This is a genomic window from Photobacterium sanctipauli (genome assembly GCF_003026495.1).
Taxonomy (GTDB): Bacteria; Pseudomonadota; Gammaproteobacteria; order Enterobacterales; family Vibrionaceae; genus Photobacterium; species Photobacterium sanctipauli.
Genome location: NZ_PYMA01000001.1, coordinates 233,477 through 249,887 on the forward strand (window position 1 = coordinate 233,477; position 16,411 = coordinate 249,887).

General features: G+C 47.0%; 15 protein-coding genes and 1 pseudogene. 6 read left to right on the plus strand and 10 right to left on the minus strand.

Annotated elements, in window-relative coordinates; translation table 11 throughout:
• Positions 1-5: 5 nt before the first annotated feature.
• The 5 genes and pseudogenes from C9I98_RS01010 to C9I98_RS01030 form a co-directional block, all read right to left on the minus strand.
• Complete coding sequence (locus C9I98_RS01010; protein WP_051901983.1) at positions 6-365, minus strand: DUF3332 family protein; 360 nt, start codon at positions 363-365, stop codon at positions 6-8.
• Between the two features lie 379 nt (positions 366-744).
• Positions 745-1,074, minus strand: a pseudogene (locus tag C9I98_RS01015) (DUF3332 family protein); the annotation flags it as partial.
• Between the two features lie 287 nt (positions 1,075-1,361).
• Positions 1,362-2,825 carry a class-II fumarase/aspartase family protein gene (locus C9I98_RS01020; RefSeq protein WP_158262648.1) on the minus strand — a complete coding sequence of 488 codons (1,464 nt, stop codon included), beginning with the start codon at positions 2,823-2,825 and terminating at the stop codon, positions 1,362-1,364.
• Between the two features lie 141 nt (positions 2,826-2,966).
• Positions 2,967-4,457 (minus strand): DASS family sodium-coupled anion symporter, encoded by a 1,491-nt coding sequence (locus C9I98_RS01025; protein ID WP_051901989.1) that lies wholly within the window; start codon positions 4,455-4,457, stop codon positions 2,967-2,969.
• A gap of 352 nt (positions 4,458-4,809) precedes the next feature.
• Entirely contained in the window at positions 4,810-5,712 is a 903-nt protein-coding gene (locus C9I98_RS01030; RefSeq protein ID WP_107271457.1) for a LysR family transcriptional regulator, read from the minus strand.
• A gap of 247 nt (positions 5,713-5,959) precedes the next feature.
• Here C9I98_RS01030 and C9I98_RS01035 point away from each other — a divergent pair, with 247 nt between their 5' ends.
• Complete coding sequence (locus C9I98_RS01035; protein ID WP_036816059.1) at positions 5,960-6,145, plus strand: hypothetical protein; 186 nt, start codon at positions 5,960-5,962, stop codon at positions 6,143-6,145.
• Between the two features lie 141 nt (positions 6,146-6,286).
• On the opposite strand, the gene C9I98_RS01040 is transcribed toward C9I98_RS01035, so the two are convergent.
• The gene (locus tag C9I98_RS01040; RefSeq protein WP_036816058.1) at positions 6,287-6,466 is read right to left on the minus strand and encodes a hypothetical protein; all 180 of its coding nucleotides are present in this window, start codon (positions 6,464-6,466) and stop codon (positions 6,287-6,289) included.
• A gap of 283 nt (positions 6,467-6,749) precedes the next feature.
• Between C9I98_RS01040 and ylqF the strand changes: the two genes are divergently transcribed.
• From ylqF to C9I98_RS01060, 4 genes are all read left to right on the plus strand, one after another.
• A complete protein-coding gene (gene ylqF, locus C9I98_RS01045) occupies positions 6,750-7,700 on the plus strand; it encodes a ribosome biogenesis GTPase YlqF (RefSeq protein ID WP_036816056.1) in 951 nt (316 codons plus the stop codon).
• Positions 7,701-7,879: 179 nt separating this feature from the next.
• A complete protein-coding gene (locus C9I98_RS01050; RefSeq protein ID WP_036816055.1) occupies positions 7,880-8,284 on the plus strand; it encodes a hypothetical protein in 405 nt (134 codons plus the stop codon).
• Positions 8,285-8,357: 73 nt separating this feature from the next.
• Positions 8,358-10,460 (plus strand): protein-disulfide reductase DsbD family protein, encoded by a 2,103-nt coding sequence (locus C9I98_RS01055; RefSeq protein WP_036816053.1) that lies wholly within the window; start codon positions 8,358-8,360, stop codon positions 10,458-10,460.
• Complete coding sequence (locus tag C9I98_RS01060; RefSeq protein WP_036816045.1) at positions 10,460-11,008, plus strand: protein disulfide oxidoreductase; 549 nt, start codon at positions 10,460-10,462, stop codon at positions 11,006-11,008. Before C9I98_RS01055 ends, C9I98_RS01060 begins: the two co-directional genes overlap by 1 nt.
• Positions 11,009-11,100: 92 nt before the next feature.
• Here the strand turns inward: C9I98_RS01060 and C9I98_RS01065 are convergent, their stop codons facing one another.
• The 3 genes from C9I98_RS01065 to C9I98_RS01075 all read right to left on the minus strand — a co-directional run bounded on the left by C9I98_RS01065 (position 11,101) and on the right by C9I98_RS01075 (position 14,448).
• Positions 11,101-11,619 (minus strand): aminoacyl-tRNA deacylase, encoded by a 519-nt coding sequence (locus tag C9I98_RS01065; protein WP_036816042.1) that lies wholly within the window; start codon positions 11,617-11,619, stop codon positions 11,101-11,103.
• Positions 11,620-11,779: 160 nt separating this feature from the next.
• On the minus strand, positions 11,780-12,292 hold the full coding sequence (locus C9I98_RS01070) for an NlpC/P60 family protein (RefSeq protein WP_051901773.1): 513 nt from the start codon (positions 12,290-12,292) through the stop codon (positions 11,780-11,782).
• Positions 12,293-12,777: 485 nt separating this feature from the next.
• On the minus strand, positions 12,778-14,448 hold the full coding sequence (locus tag C9I98_RS01075) for an amidohydrolase (protein WP_036816039.1): 1,671 nt from the start codon (positions 14,446-14,448) through the stop codon (positions 12,778-12,780).
• A 251-nt stretch (positions 14,449-14,699) separates the two neighbouring features.
• Between C9I98_RS01075 and C9I98_RS01080 the strand changes: the two genes are divergently transcribed.
• A complete protein-coding gene (locus tag C9I98_RS01080; protein ID WP_036816038.1) occupies positions 14,700-15,458 on the plus strand; it encodes a 1-acylglycerol-3-phosphate O-acyltransferase in 759 nt (252 codons plus the stop codon).
• A 95-nt stretch (positions 15,459-15,553) separates the two neighbouring features.
• On the opposite strand, the gene C9I98_RS01085 is transcribed toward C9I98_RS01080, so the two are convergent.
• Positions 15,554-16,408 (minus strand): alpha/beta hydrolase, encoded by an 855-nt coding sequence (locus C9I98_RS01085; protein ID WP_107271458.1) that lies wholly within the window; start codon positions 16,406-16,408, stop codon positions 15,554-15,556.
• Between the last annotated feature and the right edge of the window lie 3 nt (positions 16,409-16,411).

Genomic DNA, 16,411 nt, shown 5'->3' on the forward strand with positions numbered 1-16,411 from the left:
TTCGACTATTTTTCTTTTGTAATTTTGATTGGAGCAGAATGCAGCGATTCATCGATACTGTTATTCATTTCAATCCAAGTTTCAGTCTCGGTATCAAAAATGTGGGCATTGCCATTAATTGGGTTTGATCCGGTCCAAAACTCCAAGGAGTTCAACACCAAGTAATCGGCCGCAACTGTCACACCATATAGTGGCGACATCGCAATGTTCAGGCCACCACGCGCATAACGGTTGTCAACGGCTTCGATGTTGTATTCCATCAATTTGTTTGTTGCCACGTTACTACCTACACACCCGCTCAGTAATGTCGCAGCGACAGTAACCAAGGTTACTTTTTTTAAAAGCTTCAGCTTATTAATGTTCATTATTAATTTATCCAAACCCCAACAGGATAAGTATTTAATTGCTATTAAACCGTTATTACCGATTAAACCAGTGCTTTTATTCCGGTTTTCTTACAAGTAAAAGAAAAAATGCCCCAAGTTTCGGGGCAAGTATTCCTAATATAGGTTTTATTAGCTTGCCTAGCTAGGCAAATGTATTTAAACACTCCACGTCGGGATAAAGAAGGTCATATTGCGACAAGCAGTATCGTATGTATGACTATTTATAAATCACATGAACAGCCTGAAACACCAGTAAAAAAGCCCCCAATTCTGGAGAAAAGGGGGGAAATACATACCTCAATCAAACAATCACGTCGTTATAAGTTTGTTGCTCTTCTATTTATTCCTTGGTTACTTTGATCGGTGCCGAGCGCAGCGATTCATCAATGTTTTCGTTTACGTCAATCCACGTCTCTGTTTTTGTATCAAAGACATGCGGGCTACCAGTAACTGGGTTGCTGCCTGTCCAGAACTCTAAGGAGTTCAGTACTAGGTAGTCTGCCGCGACAGTAACGCCATAAACAGGCGACATCAGCATGTTCAAACCACCACGGGCATAACGGTTATCAACCGCTTTAACGTTGTACTCCATGAGTTTATTCGTAGCCACATTACTACCAACACAACCACTCAACATCACACCTGCCACTACGGCAATTGCTACTTTACTAAACAGCGTAACCTTCATTTTAAATTTTCCAGTTATTGAAACACTAAAGCAAATAACCTGTGTCACTCACACCTTGCTTTGCATGGCGCTAATTTTGCCTGTATTTCCCCTCCAGCTCATTAGCATCCCAAAACATAAAACAAGCATACCTGCCTAATAATCAGTACTCACTTTACTCTCATCTATCTACAACTGATTCGTAATTTAAACCTTTAACTAAACACAAAAGGCACTTGAAGAATATTCAAGTGCCTCTATTGTTAGTTGCCTTTAGCGCTTATCTAATTACTGTAATTTCATATTCACTAGTATTTATTTCGTACATATTCGACCGAGCGATCCACAATTTGCACCGATGAGCCAAGGTAATTACTCGGCTCCATAATCTCGGCAATTTCCTGCTCACTTAGGTGCTGATTAATGGAGGGATTATTTTCAATCACGTCTAGCAACGTATCTTCTGGGCTTGACGTTTTAATTGCGCTTTTTACCAATTTGTACGCTTCAGAGCGACCAAGCTCGTCAGTAAGGTGGTTCATCAATGATTCTGACATCGCATAATGGTTAGCCGTGCCGAAATTCTCTCGCATTTGCGCTTCGTTGACGATCAGCTTGGCAAACATACGCTGGGCACGATCAATCGAAGCCGATGTCACCATAAAGCTTTCAGGCACTACCGACCATTCTAGTATCCAAGGTGATCCCTGACGCGCATCGGTATGGCTCATCATATCGAGTGCGGCAGCGTTATACATCTTACCCATGCGGTAAAAGCCCCCCATAAACTCCGACGCGCGAGGATTACGTTTTTGAGGCATGGTACTACTCGCACCGCCCTCACCTTCCTGCAGTTCATTGACCTGGGTACGGCTTAGGTTATTCACATCGTCTGCAACACGGCCCAATGTGGCATTCACCATTGCTAGCGTCTGCACAGCTTCTGCAAAGACGTCACGGCTTGGGTTCCAAGGGGCAATTGGCGCATTCAAGCCAATTTCGTCCGCATACGCTTGTTGTAGTGCCAGCCCTTTATCACCATATGGCGCCAAGGTACCAACGGTACTGCCTACCTGTACGGTAATACGGGAGGCGGCTTCATCTAACCTGTCGATATTACGCGCCAGCTCCATCATGTAAGTGGTAAGGTGTAAGCCAAAAGTTGTTGGGATTGCATCCTGACCATTGGAACGCGCAAGCATCACGGTTTGTTTATGCTCGTCGGCCATATCTGCCAGTTGGTTGACCAACTTAACCAAATCAGCACGGATCAACTGTATCCCTTCGTGTACCTGAACCGCTGTCGCGGTATCCATAATGTCTTGGGTGGTACTACCAAAGTGCAAATAGTCCGACACATTCTCATCGCCAGCTTGCTTAAATTGGGCGACAAGCGAGCTGATCCCACGACCTACCTTGTTCGTGCCAGCTTTAAGTTCAGCATAATCAATGGTGAGATTGTCGCCCGCTTTGGCGATAGACTCATACGCTTCTACCGGAATAATGCCGACCTCTGCCTGCGCCTTAGCCAGTGCCACTTCTGCCTTTATCCATTGATTCACCATGGCTTTGTCACTGAAGATACTGCGCATCTCAGGCGTACCGAACAAATCGCCATAAACCGCAGATTCGAACACACTGACACTTTCCGACTGATGATCAGATATTAGTGGTTGTTCTTGTGTCGCTGATTTAATATTTTCGCTTACGGCCGTGGCTGAAAATAAAGCACACAACACAACAAAAGCCGTTTTCTTCATTTGAAATTTCATTTGTTTGCCTCTCATTAGGGTGCACGAAGCCGCGAACCTCTCTGCAAGATCCACATTATCGAGAACACCTAAGGTCATTAACTATTTGCCTTTTATCAGGCTTTAATTTTTAAATTTAAATATGGCTTGATTTAATTTCACTTAAATAATGCCGAGCAGGTTCCACCAAATTAAACCCACAAACATAAAGACAACGAAGCCAGTAATTGCGATAACCAGACCAACTTTCATCCATTCGCTATCGGTATGGAATCCATACCCCATCAATAGTGGGTTACGAGCATGGCTATAGGTACTGAGGTTACAACCCAGATTGGTAATACCGGCTACCGCCAGTACCGCCACCAGCGGCGATACCCCAAGCGTCATTAACGCCCCGATAATCACTGGCGCCAGGGCAACCACTTTCGCCGTCGCAGAGGCAAAGAAGTAAGCCGTAAACAGATAAAACGCCATCATCGCGGTAAGGAACATGGTCGCACTTGCCCCGCTCATGCCGGCAGACAGCAGATCGGATACCCAATCCCCCACCCAGGCGGTGAAACCCAGAGTTTTAAGCTGGCTCGCCATCCCCATAAGTACGGCAAACCAAATCAGCGTGTCCCATGCCCCCTTTTCGGATTTGATGTCGTTCCAAGAAAGTACGCCCATCAATAGAAGGGCAGCAAGGCCAATGAACGCGGCAGAGGTGGAATGCAAGCCAAGCGTTTTACCACCTACCCACATCACAATCAGCGAAATAAACACCCCAACCAGTTTCCACTCACCCAATGACATGCCGCCCATGGCTTTCAGCTCTTTCTTGGCAAAAACGGGAGCCTCGGGTGTCTGTTTGGTTTCTGGCGAAATGACGCGGTACAACACAAACGGCATCACGACCAACAGTGCCAGCGCAGGCAATAGCAGGTAGAAAGCCCAATCAGCAAAACTAAGGGTGATACCTGCTACGGTTGAGGCGATGCCTACCAGCGCCAGGTTACCCGCAAAGCCTGTTTGGAAACCTACCGCCGAGGCATCGTTCATCGCACTGGAACTAGAAATGAGATACTTGCCCAGCTTCTTGTCAGACTCATTAATGGTTTTGGCAAGTGAGTTGGCGATTGGCGATACAATGGCTGCACGCGCGGTGTTACTTGGCGTGGCTGGGGCAATAAGAAAATCGGCAATACCCAAGCAGTACGCGACTCGCAATGAAGAATGACCAAATTTGCTCAGCAACAATAAGGCAATACGGCGACCTAAGCCTGTTTTGGCGAAGGCTCGGGCAATCATAAAAGCAATAATAATGAGCCAAATTAACGAGTGGTTAAAGTTACTCAGTGCCGTTTCAATGGCCGCTTTCGCTGTTGTTTCACCGCCCGGTCTTAATAGGGTGTAAATGGCTAAACTAATAATCGCCACTGAACCCGTTGGTAATACGTTTGCGACAATGGCTGCGATGGTCGCAATAAAAACTATCGCTGTTTGATAGGCGGCAACATCGAGGCCGCTGGGTGGGTTAAATTGCCATAAAACGGTACTGACTAATAAGATCAGGCTCAGCGGTAAGACTTTCGCAACTATGAATGGTTCAGAGTTAACGGTTTTACCGGCCAACCCTTCGGATTCTGGGTTTGCGGTTATGTGGCTCATGTTTATCCCTCGATGTTATTTTCACCAGCTAGGCAATGTGCGGTGTGCTGCCATTGCCCATCAAAATAACGCTCGAGTTTTCTTTCAACAATCGCAATTAAAACAAGTACTCTTGCACTTGTTGCAACTGTTATTTGTCTTTCACTGCCATAAGCGATACCACATCAACCTAAACCCACTAAGTAACTGATAAATAATAGATTTAGCGTAACAAAAAGAACTAATAAAATTAGAACTACACCCAAGTTTCACTAGGCGCTAACAGAGGCAGGAGGGAAGAAATATATGGAAATGAGAGCTAGCGCAAACTAGCCCTTAATGGTTAGGACTAACCCAGTTACTTGGGTATACGTTAAAAACCATGGCTCAGCTTGTATTCGGCAGCAACCGTTTTGATATTTTGCTTAAATAACTGAGCCGCCTTAGATAACTCAAAGTTATTCGGTTCAAAGAACGCAAAATCAAACATAAAGTCTGTTTTAAGCGGCACAATGGATACGCTCTTTTCACCTAAGCTATGGGCGGCTAATGGATCGCCAATGGTATAGCCGTAGCCGGATGCCACAATGCTACAGGCGTTATAAGAGGTCGCGACTTCAATCACAGGGTCGCTCTCCCTTCCCTCAGCGTGATAGAGACCCTCGATGTCTTTTGCCAACAAGGTGTCTTTAATCATCGAGACCATCGGCATACTATCCAGATCAGACAGGGTGAGCTCAGAGCGCTTCGATAAGGGGTGGTTATATGGCAACACGACCACGGTTGGCAATGAGCAAAACGTTTCAGTCACTATAGCTGGGTGCTCAGCTGGCACGCGCCCCAAGCCAATATTAAACTGGAAGCCCGCCACCCACTTCTCCAACGTCCTCATTGCTTGTATATCGACGTGCACTCGCAAGTCTTTATCTTGCTGGCAAGTGCGGGCGATTGCAGGTGACAGGATATGCCTGACCAAGCGCGGAATACCCACCACCCGCAATTTGGCATTCTCGGTACGCTTGATGTCTTCGATAATGTCGGGGATTTCATCAAACCCGTATAAAATACGGCGCACTTCTTTATAAAAAACCTCGCCTTTTACCGTTGGTTTTAAGCTGCGCTTTTCACGGGAAAAGAGCGCGAAACCGACTTCCGCCTCTAGCTGGCTAAGCTGACGACTTGCCGCCGACTCGCTCAAACAATGCTTGTCGGCCGCTTTGGCTAGCGAACCCTGCTCCATGATTGTCGCGAAAATCTGTAATGACTTCAGATTCATATATCCATGCTCAGTGACTTTTAACGGTTTTAGAATAAACGAAATCGAAAACTAAAGGCAGTTCACTTTTATCAACCAGTTAAATAACTGACAGACAGCAAGCTTTATCTTTATTTAAATAATGCATATAAGCACATATCACATTATTAAAAATATTCATTTAGGCAATGGTGATAATGTTTGCTAGCTTAGTATTTGAAACAGGAAAAGTTGGATTGTTGAAGTAATAGGAAGTAAGGGAGTACTTATGGACCTAAAACAAGATCCTCGATGCTATACCGATGTGTGCATCAACGGAAAGTGGTATCACTACGACCACTGCGGTACAACGGTTTACCAACTCAAAGGCGGTGCTTCGCCCTACTATGAGCTAAACAAAGAACCCAAAACCGAAGCCGAGCTCATAGCTATGCTAGAGAGTTTTTCGCATTAAGGTCGGTGGTTAATTCGATGCAAATGAGTGTAGCTAATTGATTATCCAGTAACCCTCAACTCTGAATAGCTCAAGTGATTTATTAATAGTGAATCACCTAAATATCAGGGTTGAGGTTCAATCTTCTGTTCCATCCACTTTTTACTCTTTTAAATAAAGCGCCTTATCAAAGTGGAATGCCAGCCTGTCGCTGATTACCGACGCATACTTTGCCTTTTCTGCTTTAGTGGTGGCATCCTCAAGTTGTTTCTGCAGTGCTTCTAAGTCTTTTTGTATACGCTCTTGCTCTGATACTGGGGGGATGCTTAAAGTCCACGTCAATTTGATTTCCTACCTAAAAAAGAGCATGAATATGTAGGATAACAAAACGGGCTACATATAAAACTACCATCAAGGCTAATCACACCGAAACAGTTTATGTCTCCCCCCCGTTACGGTAAACTTCAGCCCAAGTTCTATCATCACTCAAAGCAAGAGCTGGCAAGGTTATGATTAATAATGCACATGTTGCATGGCTTTCATCTGCGGCTTTTGCTGAGCGTTTCGGTTTTGGTGTGGTTTGCACGCCGAATACAATTGCCGAATAATTAAAGAGTTAAATCTAATGAGCAACGCTATCCAGTGGTTTCCGGGCCACATGCACAAAGCCCGTAAAGAAATCGAAGAAGTACTTCCTAAAATTGATGTGATCATCGAAGTACTCGATGCCCGTATCCCGTTCAGTAGTGAAAACCCGCTGATCAAAACCTTCCGCGAGAAAAACGCCAAACCCGTTGTGAAGGTACTGAACAAGCGCGACTTGGCTGATCCGGAAATGACCCAACTGTGGATTGACCACCTTGAGCAAGAGCAAGGGGTTAAGGCTATCGCGATCACCACTGAAAACCTAAATGAAGTGAAAATGATCACTGAGCTTTGCCGCAAGCTTGCCCCGCACCGTGAAGACATGGGCAAGAACATTCGTACCATGATCATGGGTATTCCGAATGTGGGCAAGTCAACCATCATCAACTCGCTAGCAGGCCGTACGGTAGCCGTCACGGGTAACCAACCGGCGGTGACTCGCCAGCAACAGCGTATCAACCTGCAAAACGGCATTGTCCTGTCTGATACCCCAGGGATCTTGTGGCCGAAAGTAGAAAACCCACACAGTGGTTTCCGCTTGGCTGCAACCGGGGCGGTAAAAGACACCGCGATGGATTACATCGACGTGGCTTTCTTTACCATTGAGTACTTGATCCAAGCTTACCCTGAGCTGATCAAAGCCCGTTACGACTTGGATGACGATCTGCCTGAATCTGAAATCGAGCTGATGGAAGAAATTGGTCGCAAGCGTGGTTGCCTAAGATCTGGCGGCCGTGTTGATTTACACAAAGCCTCTGAAATTCTGATTAACGAACTACGCAACGGTACGCTAGGCCACATCACCATGGAACGCCCAGAAATGATCACCGAAGAGTTGGTCAAGGTTGCTGCCGATAACGAGCGTAAAGCGGAAGAAAAAGCGAAGAAGAAAGAGGAGCGTCGCAAGCGCTACCTACGTAACAAGCGCTAACAATTGGTATCATGTTTAACCACCTACCCGAAGATACCACAGTATTTTTTCTGGTATGGTGGTTAATACCAACCGACATATGAAACTTTCTGTCACAAGCACGGTCTGAATGTCGTTGAAAGCTTATCTTCAAGCAGTCCTTGAAGATAAATAGAATCAAACGGTTGTTGAGTACATTAATGAGCAATTGGGTAAATCGTTACCAAAACGCTAAATATTCACTGATGCTAGTTATGCTAGTCATTTTTGTCTGCTCGGGACAAAACATGGGCTGGGTAACTTCATGCAGTGTGCCTAGTAATGGGACCCAAGCAACCGATAGCTACTTCAACGCGCCAACCCTTTCATCACTATTCCAGCAAACTGAAAGTAGTGAAACGGGAGCCACCAGCGAACAATGCTCGTTGACAGATCACCTGCTACAACAACACCAGCACTCAATTGAGCACGCGATTGTCACGCTACTGTTCATTGTATTGACCTTTGCTATGTTCGCAGGTGTGAGCCGCATTGTGCCGGTACTCACCGAACCTATTCCCCCCACGCAACGGCGACACCTCACTTTTTGTGTATTCCGAGAATAAAACCAGCTTGTTCCACCAGGTTTTTACCTGCGCTTTCTGCTGCTTTATTTTTGGAGTTATTACATTGAAGACTATGCTTTTAAAACGATTTTCCTTTATCACAACGTTCATTGCGTTAGTGAGTACTCTCTTTACGCTTTCAGTTTCAGCGACTGAATATTCGACTGGCTGGTTGAGCAACCCAGACCACCCGCCTGTGCAGCTAAGGTATATGCTGACAGGCCAGCAAGATCCCGAGTCCAAAACCATTGAAGCTTTAATGGAAGTAAAGCTAGATACCGACTGGAAAACCTACTGGCGAAGCCCAGGTGAAGGGGGCGTTGCGCCGTCTATCGACTGGGAGCTATCCAGCAACCTGAAAGACGTGGATTGGCACTGGCCAATGCCAGCCCGTTATGAGTTCCTCGGTGTCGAGACCCTCGGGTATAAAAACACCATCGTATTTCCGATGACATTGCATATCGAAGACATGACCAAGCCGGTTTTCCTATCCGGTATGCTTACCATGTCTTCGTGTACCAATATCTGTGTACTGACAGATTACGAGATCTCGCTAAGCTTCGACCCAACCAAGCTGACTTCGTCGGAAGAGGCGATGCACCTGTACAACCAGGGCATGAGCCAAGTGCCAAAAGCACAACCAACGGTGAGCATCGATGCCCTTTCTTGGAACAAAGATAAGCGTGTACTGACTGTTGTGGCGAAAAACACCCTTGGTTGGAGCAAACCTGACGTATTCATCGATGGTGAATCACAAAATGTTCAGGATGCATCCTTCGTTAAACCAAGTGTGCAAGTCAACGGCAATACCCTCACTGCACAGATGAAGGTAAGCAGCTGGTTCGGCGAACCTCAGCTATTGGGCGAAACACTCAATGTCACCATCAGCGATACCGACTTCTCGGTAGAAACCCAAGCTGTTGCCAATGATATCCCTGTGGCTATCACATCATCCGGTAACAGCATGATTGAAATTATCGGTATCGCCCTGCTTGGCGGTCTGATTTTGAACATCATGCCATGTGTATTGCCGGTGTTGGGCATGAAGCTTAGCAGCGTAATTTCCGCGCAAGGCCTGCAACAACGTCAAATCCGCTTCCAGTTCTTGTCCTCCGCAGCGGGGATCTTATTCTCATTCTGGTTACTCGCTGGCTTCCTGGTGGTATTGAAGCTATCAGGCCAAGCGTTGGGCTGGGGTGTGCAATTCCAAAGCCCGTACTTTATCGGTGCAATGGTTGTCATCACCCTGCTATTTGCAGCCAACATGCTAGGCCTGTTTGAAATTCGTCTATCAAGCAATGCCAATACCTGGATGGCCACCAAGGGCGATGACTCTTACGCTGGCCACTTCGTACAAGGCATGTTTGCTACCTTGCTGGCAACACCATGCAGCGCACCATTCCTAGGCACTGCGGTTGCCTTTGCCCTAGGTGCCGATAACCTGACACTGGTTGCCGTATTCACCGCACTGGCAGTCGGTATGGCTGCACCATGGTTGCTTATCGCCCTATCCCCTCGCTTGGCAAATGTGCTACCCAAACCGGGCCTGTGGATGGACAAGGTGAAAACCCTGTTCGGCTTTATGATGCTGGCCACCAGCCTGTGGTTGCTTAGCCTGATGACCAACTTCTTTGGTACCGCAGCCGTTGTGGTTACAGGTATTGTGATGATAATTGCCCTGCTATGGCGCTTGGGCAAGGTGAAGGGTCGCAAGCCGGTCATTTTAGCCTTGGCATTTATTGTTGTTGGCTCTGGCGGCGGCTTGATTGCAGGCAGCATGACAGCAGATAACTGGGCAACGCCCCTACCGCAAGACCACCCTTGGCAGCCGTTGGATGTAGATGCCATCCAGCAGCATGTTAACCAAGGCAAAACCGTGTTCGTCGATGTCACTGCAGACTGGTGTATTACCTGTAAAGTCAACAAAGTCAGCGTATTGCTTCAAGATCCGGTGTATTCCGCCCTTGGCGCAGAAAACATCGTATTGATGAAGGGGGACTGGACTAAGCCATCGGATTACGTGACAGGCTACCTTCGTTCTAATGGCCGTTTTGGTGTGCCATTCAATATTGTCTACGGGCCAAATGCGCCAATGGGCATTGAACTACCCGTGATTTTGAACAGCAATGACGTGATCACTGCCATTGAGGCCGCCGGTGGTAAAGGTGGTCAATAATGGCAGAGCAATCAACATCAACGAAACAAAAAGCAAGTGAAGGTAAAAAGTCTTCTCGGCTTGTCCGTTTTGCCAGAGAAGCAGTATTAATGATGCTGATTTTTATCTTCTTCAGCACTGCGGTCGATATCTGGCGCAGCCAAGATATGCCCAAGGGGGATGTACCGCCACTGGTAATGCAAACTATTCAGGGCGAAACGGTCGACTTGATAGCGCGTAGTTATGAAAAACCGGTATTGGTCTACTTTTGGGGAACTTGGTGCGCGGTATGCCGCTTTGTTACTCCAACCATCAACTGGCTGAACGATGACTTCGACGTTGTGTCGATAGCGGTTACTTCTGGCGATGACAGGCGCTTGTTGGGCTACCTGAACCACCATGGCTATGACATTGCGACCATCAACGACAACAAGGCTAAATTGATGAAGCAATGGGGCGTGTCTGCGGTACCGTCAGTGGTGATTGTTAAAGACGGCGAAGTCTCATCAATCACTACAGGCTTTAGCACCCCACCGGGGCTGTGGCTTCGAATGAAGCTGGCAAGCTAATCACCACGCCAAACCAAAAATCAAACAGCCCGGCCGTTGATGGTCGGGCTGTTTCGTTTTCGACTCTTGTGAACGCTTATACTGATACCTAGCTATTCCCACTCCCAGTGGCGCCCGTCATGGGCTTGAGAGAATATCATCCGGTAGCCGCTAATATTCTGATGCGGTACATCTTGTATGATTTTGTGGAATTGCTTGTTTTCCAAGTGGATCAAGTTTTCATGATCGCCAGATTCAATATAAAGCTCATCCTGCTCGAGCAAGAGATCATCAACAATCATATCAATTTGATAAGCCGGTCCCATTGAAGGCACAGCTCCTGGTTCGCAGTCTTGGAAGATAGATGCAAGCTCGTGCTCGCCAACAAGGAAGTACTGTTTACCCATCATGCGGCTGATCTTGTCGATCATCACCCGTCGATTTGAAGGCACCACCGCCATCAAAAACTCGTTGTTTTGATCTTTCAACATCACCGCTTTGGCGACTTGAGATGTAGGAACGTGCGCTGAAATAGCCGAACTGAATGAAGTATCGGTATGACGATGTTTCATCAAGCTATAGTCAACATGATGACTGGTAAGGAATTGGCCTACCGTTAATGCCATAGCCATAGGATCACCTCCAGAGATAGCCCAGTCAGAGTACAACTGGGTAATTATCCTATAGCCTCAGTATGGTGGGAGATCGCTAATTTCGCGACCTGAACTTGTGCTACCGGGCGCTAAGTTTCCGGTTGAATGCGTAAAGATTTGTTGTCTTGATATGCCAAGATCAATTGGTTACCCGCCTGGCTTGCCAGTATACACTGCGCCAATACGGATTCTTCAGGCTTGATATCATAACGCCTTGAGAAGTCGAGGCATGTAAGAACTGTGACTCGCCCACATAAATGCCAACATGGCGCAAGTTACGCCCTGTTTTAAAAAAGACCAAGTCGCCTTCTTGCACATCGTTTAATGCAACCCATTTGCCCAGCTTCGCCTGCTGGGAAGTTGTTCTCGGCAAATGAAGGTTATGGACATCGGCATAGCCCACTTGGACAAAGGCGGAGCAATCAATCCCAGAACGCGTGGTGCCACCAAGGCGGTATGGTGTCCCCTTCCACTGACGATAAACAGTATCAAACGAAGCTTGTTGGTTAAATGGTACATTTAACGGCACGTACTGGTATTGTTTGCCTACCTCGTTGTTCGCTGTCGGTTCAGGTTCGATGCTATCTGGTGACGAACTACACCCCGCCAGTCCAACGATAGCGAGAAACGACACCAAACTTGTTTTCTTCATCAAGTGCTCCACACCCGTCCATGCTTTGGGCTTAAGCATAGTTTGAGCGGTTGAATAATTTTATTGCATTTTTATGCGGTCATCTTCAAATAGTACCAATACACAGCCGCAACAACCACGTGGTTGCAAAAGAATTGACAATAGGTGATGAAAAAATCGACGGTAGGCTGAAAAAAAGGAGGCTAACCAACATTAGCCTCGAAATTCCACACAACAGAAGAGGTAGGTACTAATACCAACTCCATCAATTATCTGATCAGATACTTAATGGTCTTGGTATTATGGTCTGACTAAAAACCATCGCTACTATCAGGAATAGTGTTTGCACCTACCGAAGGCATTTATCGCGTGAATCCCATTCGTTTTCCAGCGATTTTATAAATTTACCACCTTCGCTGCGATCCATTTCACGCCTGTAGTAAGAACAATGTTGAAAAGAGTTGTCGAAGATGGAAGCTTTTCACAAGGTGTTGAACTTTCAATCTTTACAATGATTGCTTTAATTCTTCTGCCTCATAAACCACTTTCCCTTGATAGAGCGTCATTAGTATCACAGCATCGGCAATTGCTTCATGGGCAAATTCATCCAGTGTCCTTTCCATCACGACAAAGTCTGCTGATTTGCCTAATACAATACTCCCGGTGATCCCTTCTATCCCCAATGCCCGTGCTGGCTCAATGGTATAGCTATCGATGGCCTCACTCACACTGCCGAAGCCGTGCTCACCCAACTGCAAAGACTGGCTAATCTGCGCCAATGGGGACTGATGCCCCCCGTTATACCCCTTGCTGCTTAACGCCGTGCTAATACCATGACGAGACAAGCTCGCCAGTGTCACTTTTTCAGAGACAGAGCCGGGCAATTCTTTCGCCATTTGGCGCGACAAGTATCGCCTATCATGAAGCTCAGTGAAATTTACGCTCACATCATATTTGTGTATTAACTGCAGCACATTTGGCTCAACAAAATGCATGTCGGTCAAGGTAAACCGTTGATCTTGGCTCATGCGACGGGCGTTTTGAATGGAATATACCGCCGCTTCTACAGCAGCATCCCCCTCCGTAATGAGATAAGCGCCATAACCAAGCGCCTGCAGCCGCTGCAGCCACGTATTCAGCTCCGTCGGCGAGAAATAAAATAATCCCTTCTCTTCACTGGCTATCGCGGGTGATAAATAAGGGGAGTTCAACCGCGCGGTACCTAAGTGATATTGCCCATCAACACTTATCTTGACTTGGTTGATAATCAGCGATGAAGCAAAATCATTACGCAAAATGCTTTTCAGCTGCACCAGCTGCTCGTTCACCCCGCGGTAGGGTGACAGCCTGGGTCGTACCGACACCCGCACATCAAGCTGGCCGCTATCCAGTACCGCCAGCCAAAAATCAATGCTGCCAACTTGCCATAAGCTGCCGCCCTCAGCCAAACTGGTTATCCCCTGTTGGTGAAAGGCCGTTTGTATCTCTTGCATACTCGTTAAGCTCGATGCAAACGTCATGGGGTGGGATTGGACGGCTTCCATTAGTGCTTGCTCTGCAATCGCCCCCACCACTATACCATTAGGGTAGTGCTGACTGTCTCGCAGTACTCTTCCCCCTTTGGCATCAAGACTGTACCGTGTCACTTTTAAGCGCTCGAGGGCGCGGGTGTTAAGCCATGCAATCAACGAGTGCGGCTCACTCACCACAACGGGGCGATCAGGAAAGTGCTTATCTAACCATTGCCGTGGATGGCTGTTTTTAGGTAGCGTATCGAGCAACCCATGTGAATACCCCATCACCCAACGCTCCTTGGGCCATTGCTCCGCCATGGCAACACAATTGGCGATCGCTAGCGAGTTCCCCAGTCGTTGCAGTGGGCAAATTCGATGACTAAACATAATGTTATCGAAAACATGGGCGTGTAATTCAATAAAACCGGGATAAAGAGCCGCCCCCTCAAGATCAATCACTTGGGTGGTGTCCCCTAGCAAGGGCTGTATTTTTTCTAACGTTCCAAGGTAGCTGATTTTGCCCCGCGTCACGCCGACCACTGTATCATCAGGTGCCTGATGAACCTGTCCGTTGATAATCAACGTATCGATATTCGGAGCGGCTGCCACTGGCGGTAGAAATAGGAATGAGGCGAAAAAACAGAAAGCCCTGAGTAGGTACACGGTCACCTGCAACTAAGTATCTGATTGTGTTTATGTAATTATATTTGTCCCTCTTATAAGCACACTATTGCACTTAATTATTGAGCAGCGGATGTGAAGTCGGTTTAAGTTTTTTCGCTTACCACCTGATTTTGGGTCAAAAAATGACTCCTAATAGAGAAAATCAGCGCGCCAGGCCATGTTCTTACTGGTCATCGCTCCAAAAAAATCCCATAATGAACACAGTTTTGTATTTGAACAAAGGAATGCACGTGCTTTCATTAATTCGCATAATGCTTGCAACCATCTTCATCGTCTTTACCACGCTTTTCGCCTTGGTATATTGCTGCATTTTCAGCCCAAGGAACCCTAAGCACGTTCACTTTTTCTGCCGTTGGTTCAACCAACTCCATAAGATAGTTGGCCTTGAACTAATACACCGTGGCCAAGAAAAAGCTAATGGTATTCCGAAGGCTGTATACATCTCTAATCACCAAAACACTTATGACTTCGTGACTTCTCCGGGCATGTTGCCGCCGCGTACTGTATCGATTGGTAAAAAGAGCCTGCTATGGATCCCGTTTTTCGGCCAGCTTTACTGGATCACCGGTAATATCCTGATCGACCGTGAAAACAAGTCAAAGGCGCGCAATACAATCCAGCAGGTGTCTGAAGCCATCCACAAACGCAACCTGTCGGTATGGATGTACCCTGAAGGCACGCGAAGCAAGGGCCGTGGTTTATTACCATTTAAAACCGGTGCTTTTCGCATGGCCATCGAAGCTGGCGTGCCTATTATTCCTATGTGCGTAAGCTCTATTCACGGCAAGATTTCCCTCAACGCGCGTGACAACGGTATTGTCATCGCGGAAATGCTTGACCCTATCGATGTATCTGGCTATGAATTGCAGGATGCTCGCAAGCTGGCCGACCATTGCCACCAGCTGATGAAAGAAAAGATTGCAGAGCTTGATGCTGAAGTGGAACGCCTTGAGCAAGCAAAAGCCCACAAGGAACTGAGTACAAACTAGCTCCTTGTATCAAAAGGCAAAAATTAGTAAATAAAACAAAGGGCTTACCTCAACGAGGTAAGCCCTTTTGCTATATTGGTTAACAGCCTCTAGCCTTATGAGGCTTTCGCCAATAAATCAAAACCTTGGCGCAGCTGCTCGCTTTTCAAGATACGACCATGGCCTAGCCCTTCTGTCGCAATCAAGGTGACATGATCAAACTCTGTGCTCGCCTGCTCTGATGCCGAAAACGATGCAAAGCGATCGCCAGTATCATGGACAATGACGGCCTTGGCTTGGCGTTGCGACAATCGCTTTATCGGATCAATACTATCAAGCGGATACTGGTAAGCCTCGGCAATGTCATCAACCACTTCGTTAAATAGCCTCATTGAGTAGCCGGAGCTGGCCACCGTTGATAGCAAGTTCTCGGTATAATTCAGCACCGGCGCCACTAGCAGCACCGGCTTATTCTCTAAACATTGGTGGCGACTTTCCAATACCATCGCGCCCCCCATGCTATGGGCCACAACACCGGCAATACTTTCTTGTTGCTCTAAGACAGAATCCAACGCTGATACGAATCCCGGCAGGTGGCCAAACCGTCCTTCACTCTCACCATGGGCTGGATTGTCAAACGCCAACGCAGTGAAACCCGCTTCGGCGATATATTCCATCAGAGGGAAAAACTGACTCGATGAGCCAGACCAACCATGGCCTAGCACCCATGTCGGGCCTGAACCAAGGCGGTAGGTCATCATTTTGCCCTCGGCAGTTTCAACCGCTTCACGGATCAAGCCTTCTGGCTCGGCAACATTACGCGTACTGCGCACAGGTGTTAACAACAGCTTCTTTGCAAACTTCTTGGCATGAGTTGGTGCAAGACGGTGATGAAGACGAGAAGTCAGGTTTACCATACTCTTACGGAAGCTGAAGCCTTGTTTTTGTTGAAAGTATATTTTGCTACTCATGCT

Coding starts and splice junctions, on each gene's coding strand:
- C9I98_RS01010 (WP_051901983.1), bottom strand. CDS start 365: ATGAACATTAATAAGCTGAAGCTTTTAAAAAAAGTAACCTTGGTTACT.
- C9I98_RS01020 (WP_158262648.1), bottom strand. CDS start 2,825: ATGAAATTTCAAATGAAGAAAACGGCTTTTGTTGTGTTGTGTGCTTTA.
- C9I98_RS01025 (WP_051901989.1), bottom strand. CDS start 4,457: ATGAGCCACATAACCGCAAACCCAGAATCCGAAGGGTTGGCCGGTAAA.
- C9I98_RS01030 (WP_107271457.1), bottom strand. CDS start 5,712: ATGAATCTGAAGTCATTACAGATTTTCGCGACAATCATGGAGCAGGGT.
- C9I98_RS01035 (WP_036816059.1), top strand. CDS start 5,960: ATGGACCTAAAACAAGATCCTCGATGCTATACCGATGTGTGCATCAAC.
- ylqF (WP_036816056.1), top strand. CDS start 6,750: ATGAGCAACGCTATCCAGTGGTTTCCGGGCCACATGCACAAAGCCCGT.
- C9I98_RS01050 (WP_036816055.1), top strand. CDS start 7,880: ATGAGCAATTGGGTAAATCGTTACCAAAACGCTAAATATTCACTGATG.
- C9I98_RS01055 (WP_036816053.1), top strand. CDS start 8,358: ATGCTTTTAAAACGATTTTCCTTTATCACAACGTTCATTGCGTTAGTG.
- C9I98_RS01060 (WP_036816045.1), top strand. CDS start 10,460: ATGGCAGAGCAATCAACATCAACGAAACAAAAAGCAAGTGAAGGTAAA.
- C9I98_RS01065 (WP_036816042.1), bottom strand. CDS start 11,619: ATGGCTATGGCATTAACGGTAGGCCAATTCCTTACCAGTCATCATGTT.
- C9I98_RS01070 (WP_051901773.1), bottom strand. CDS start 12,292: ATGAAGAAAACAAGTTTGGTGTCGTTTCTCGCTATCGTTGGACTGGCG.
- C9I98_RS01085 (WP_107271458.1), bottom strand. CDS start 16,408: ATGAGTAGCAAAATATACTTTCAACAAAAACAAGGCTTCAGCTTCCGT.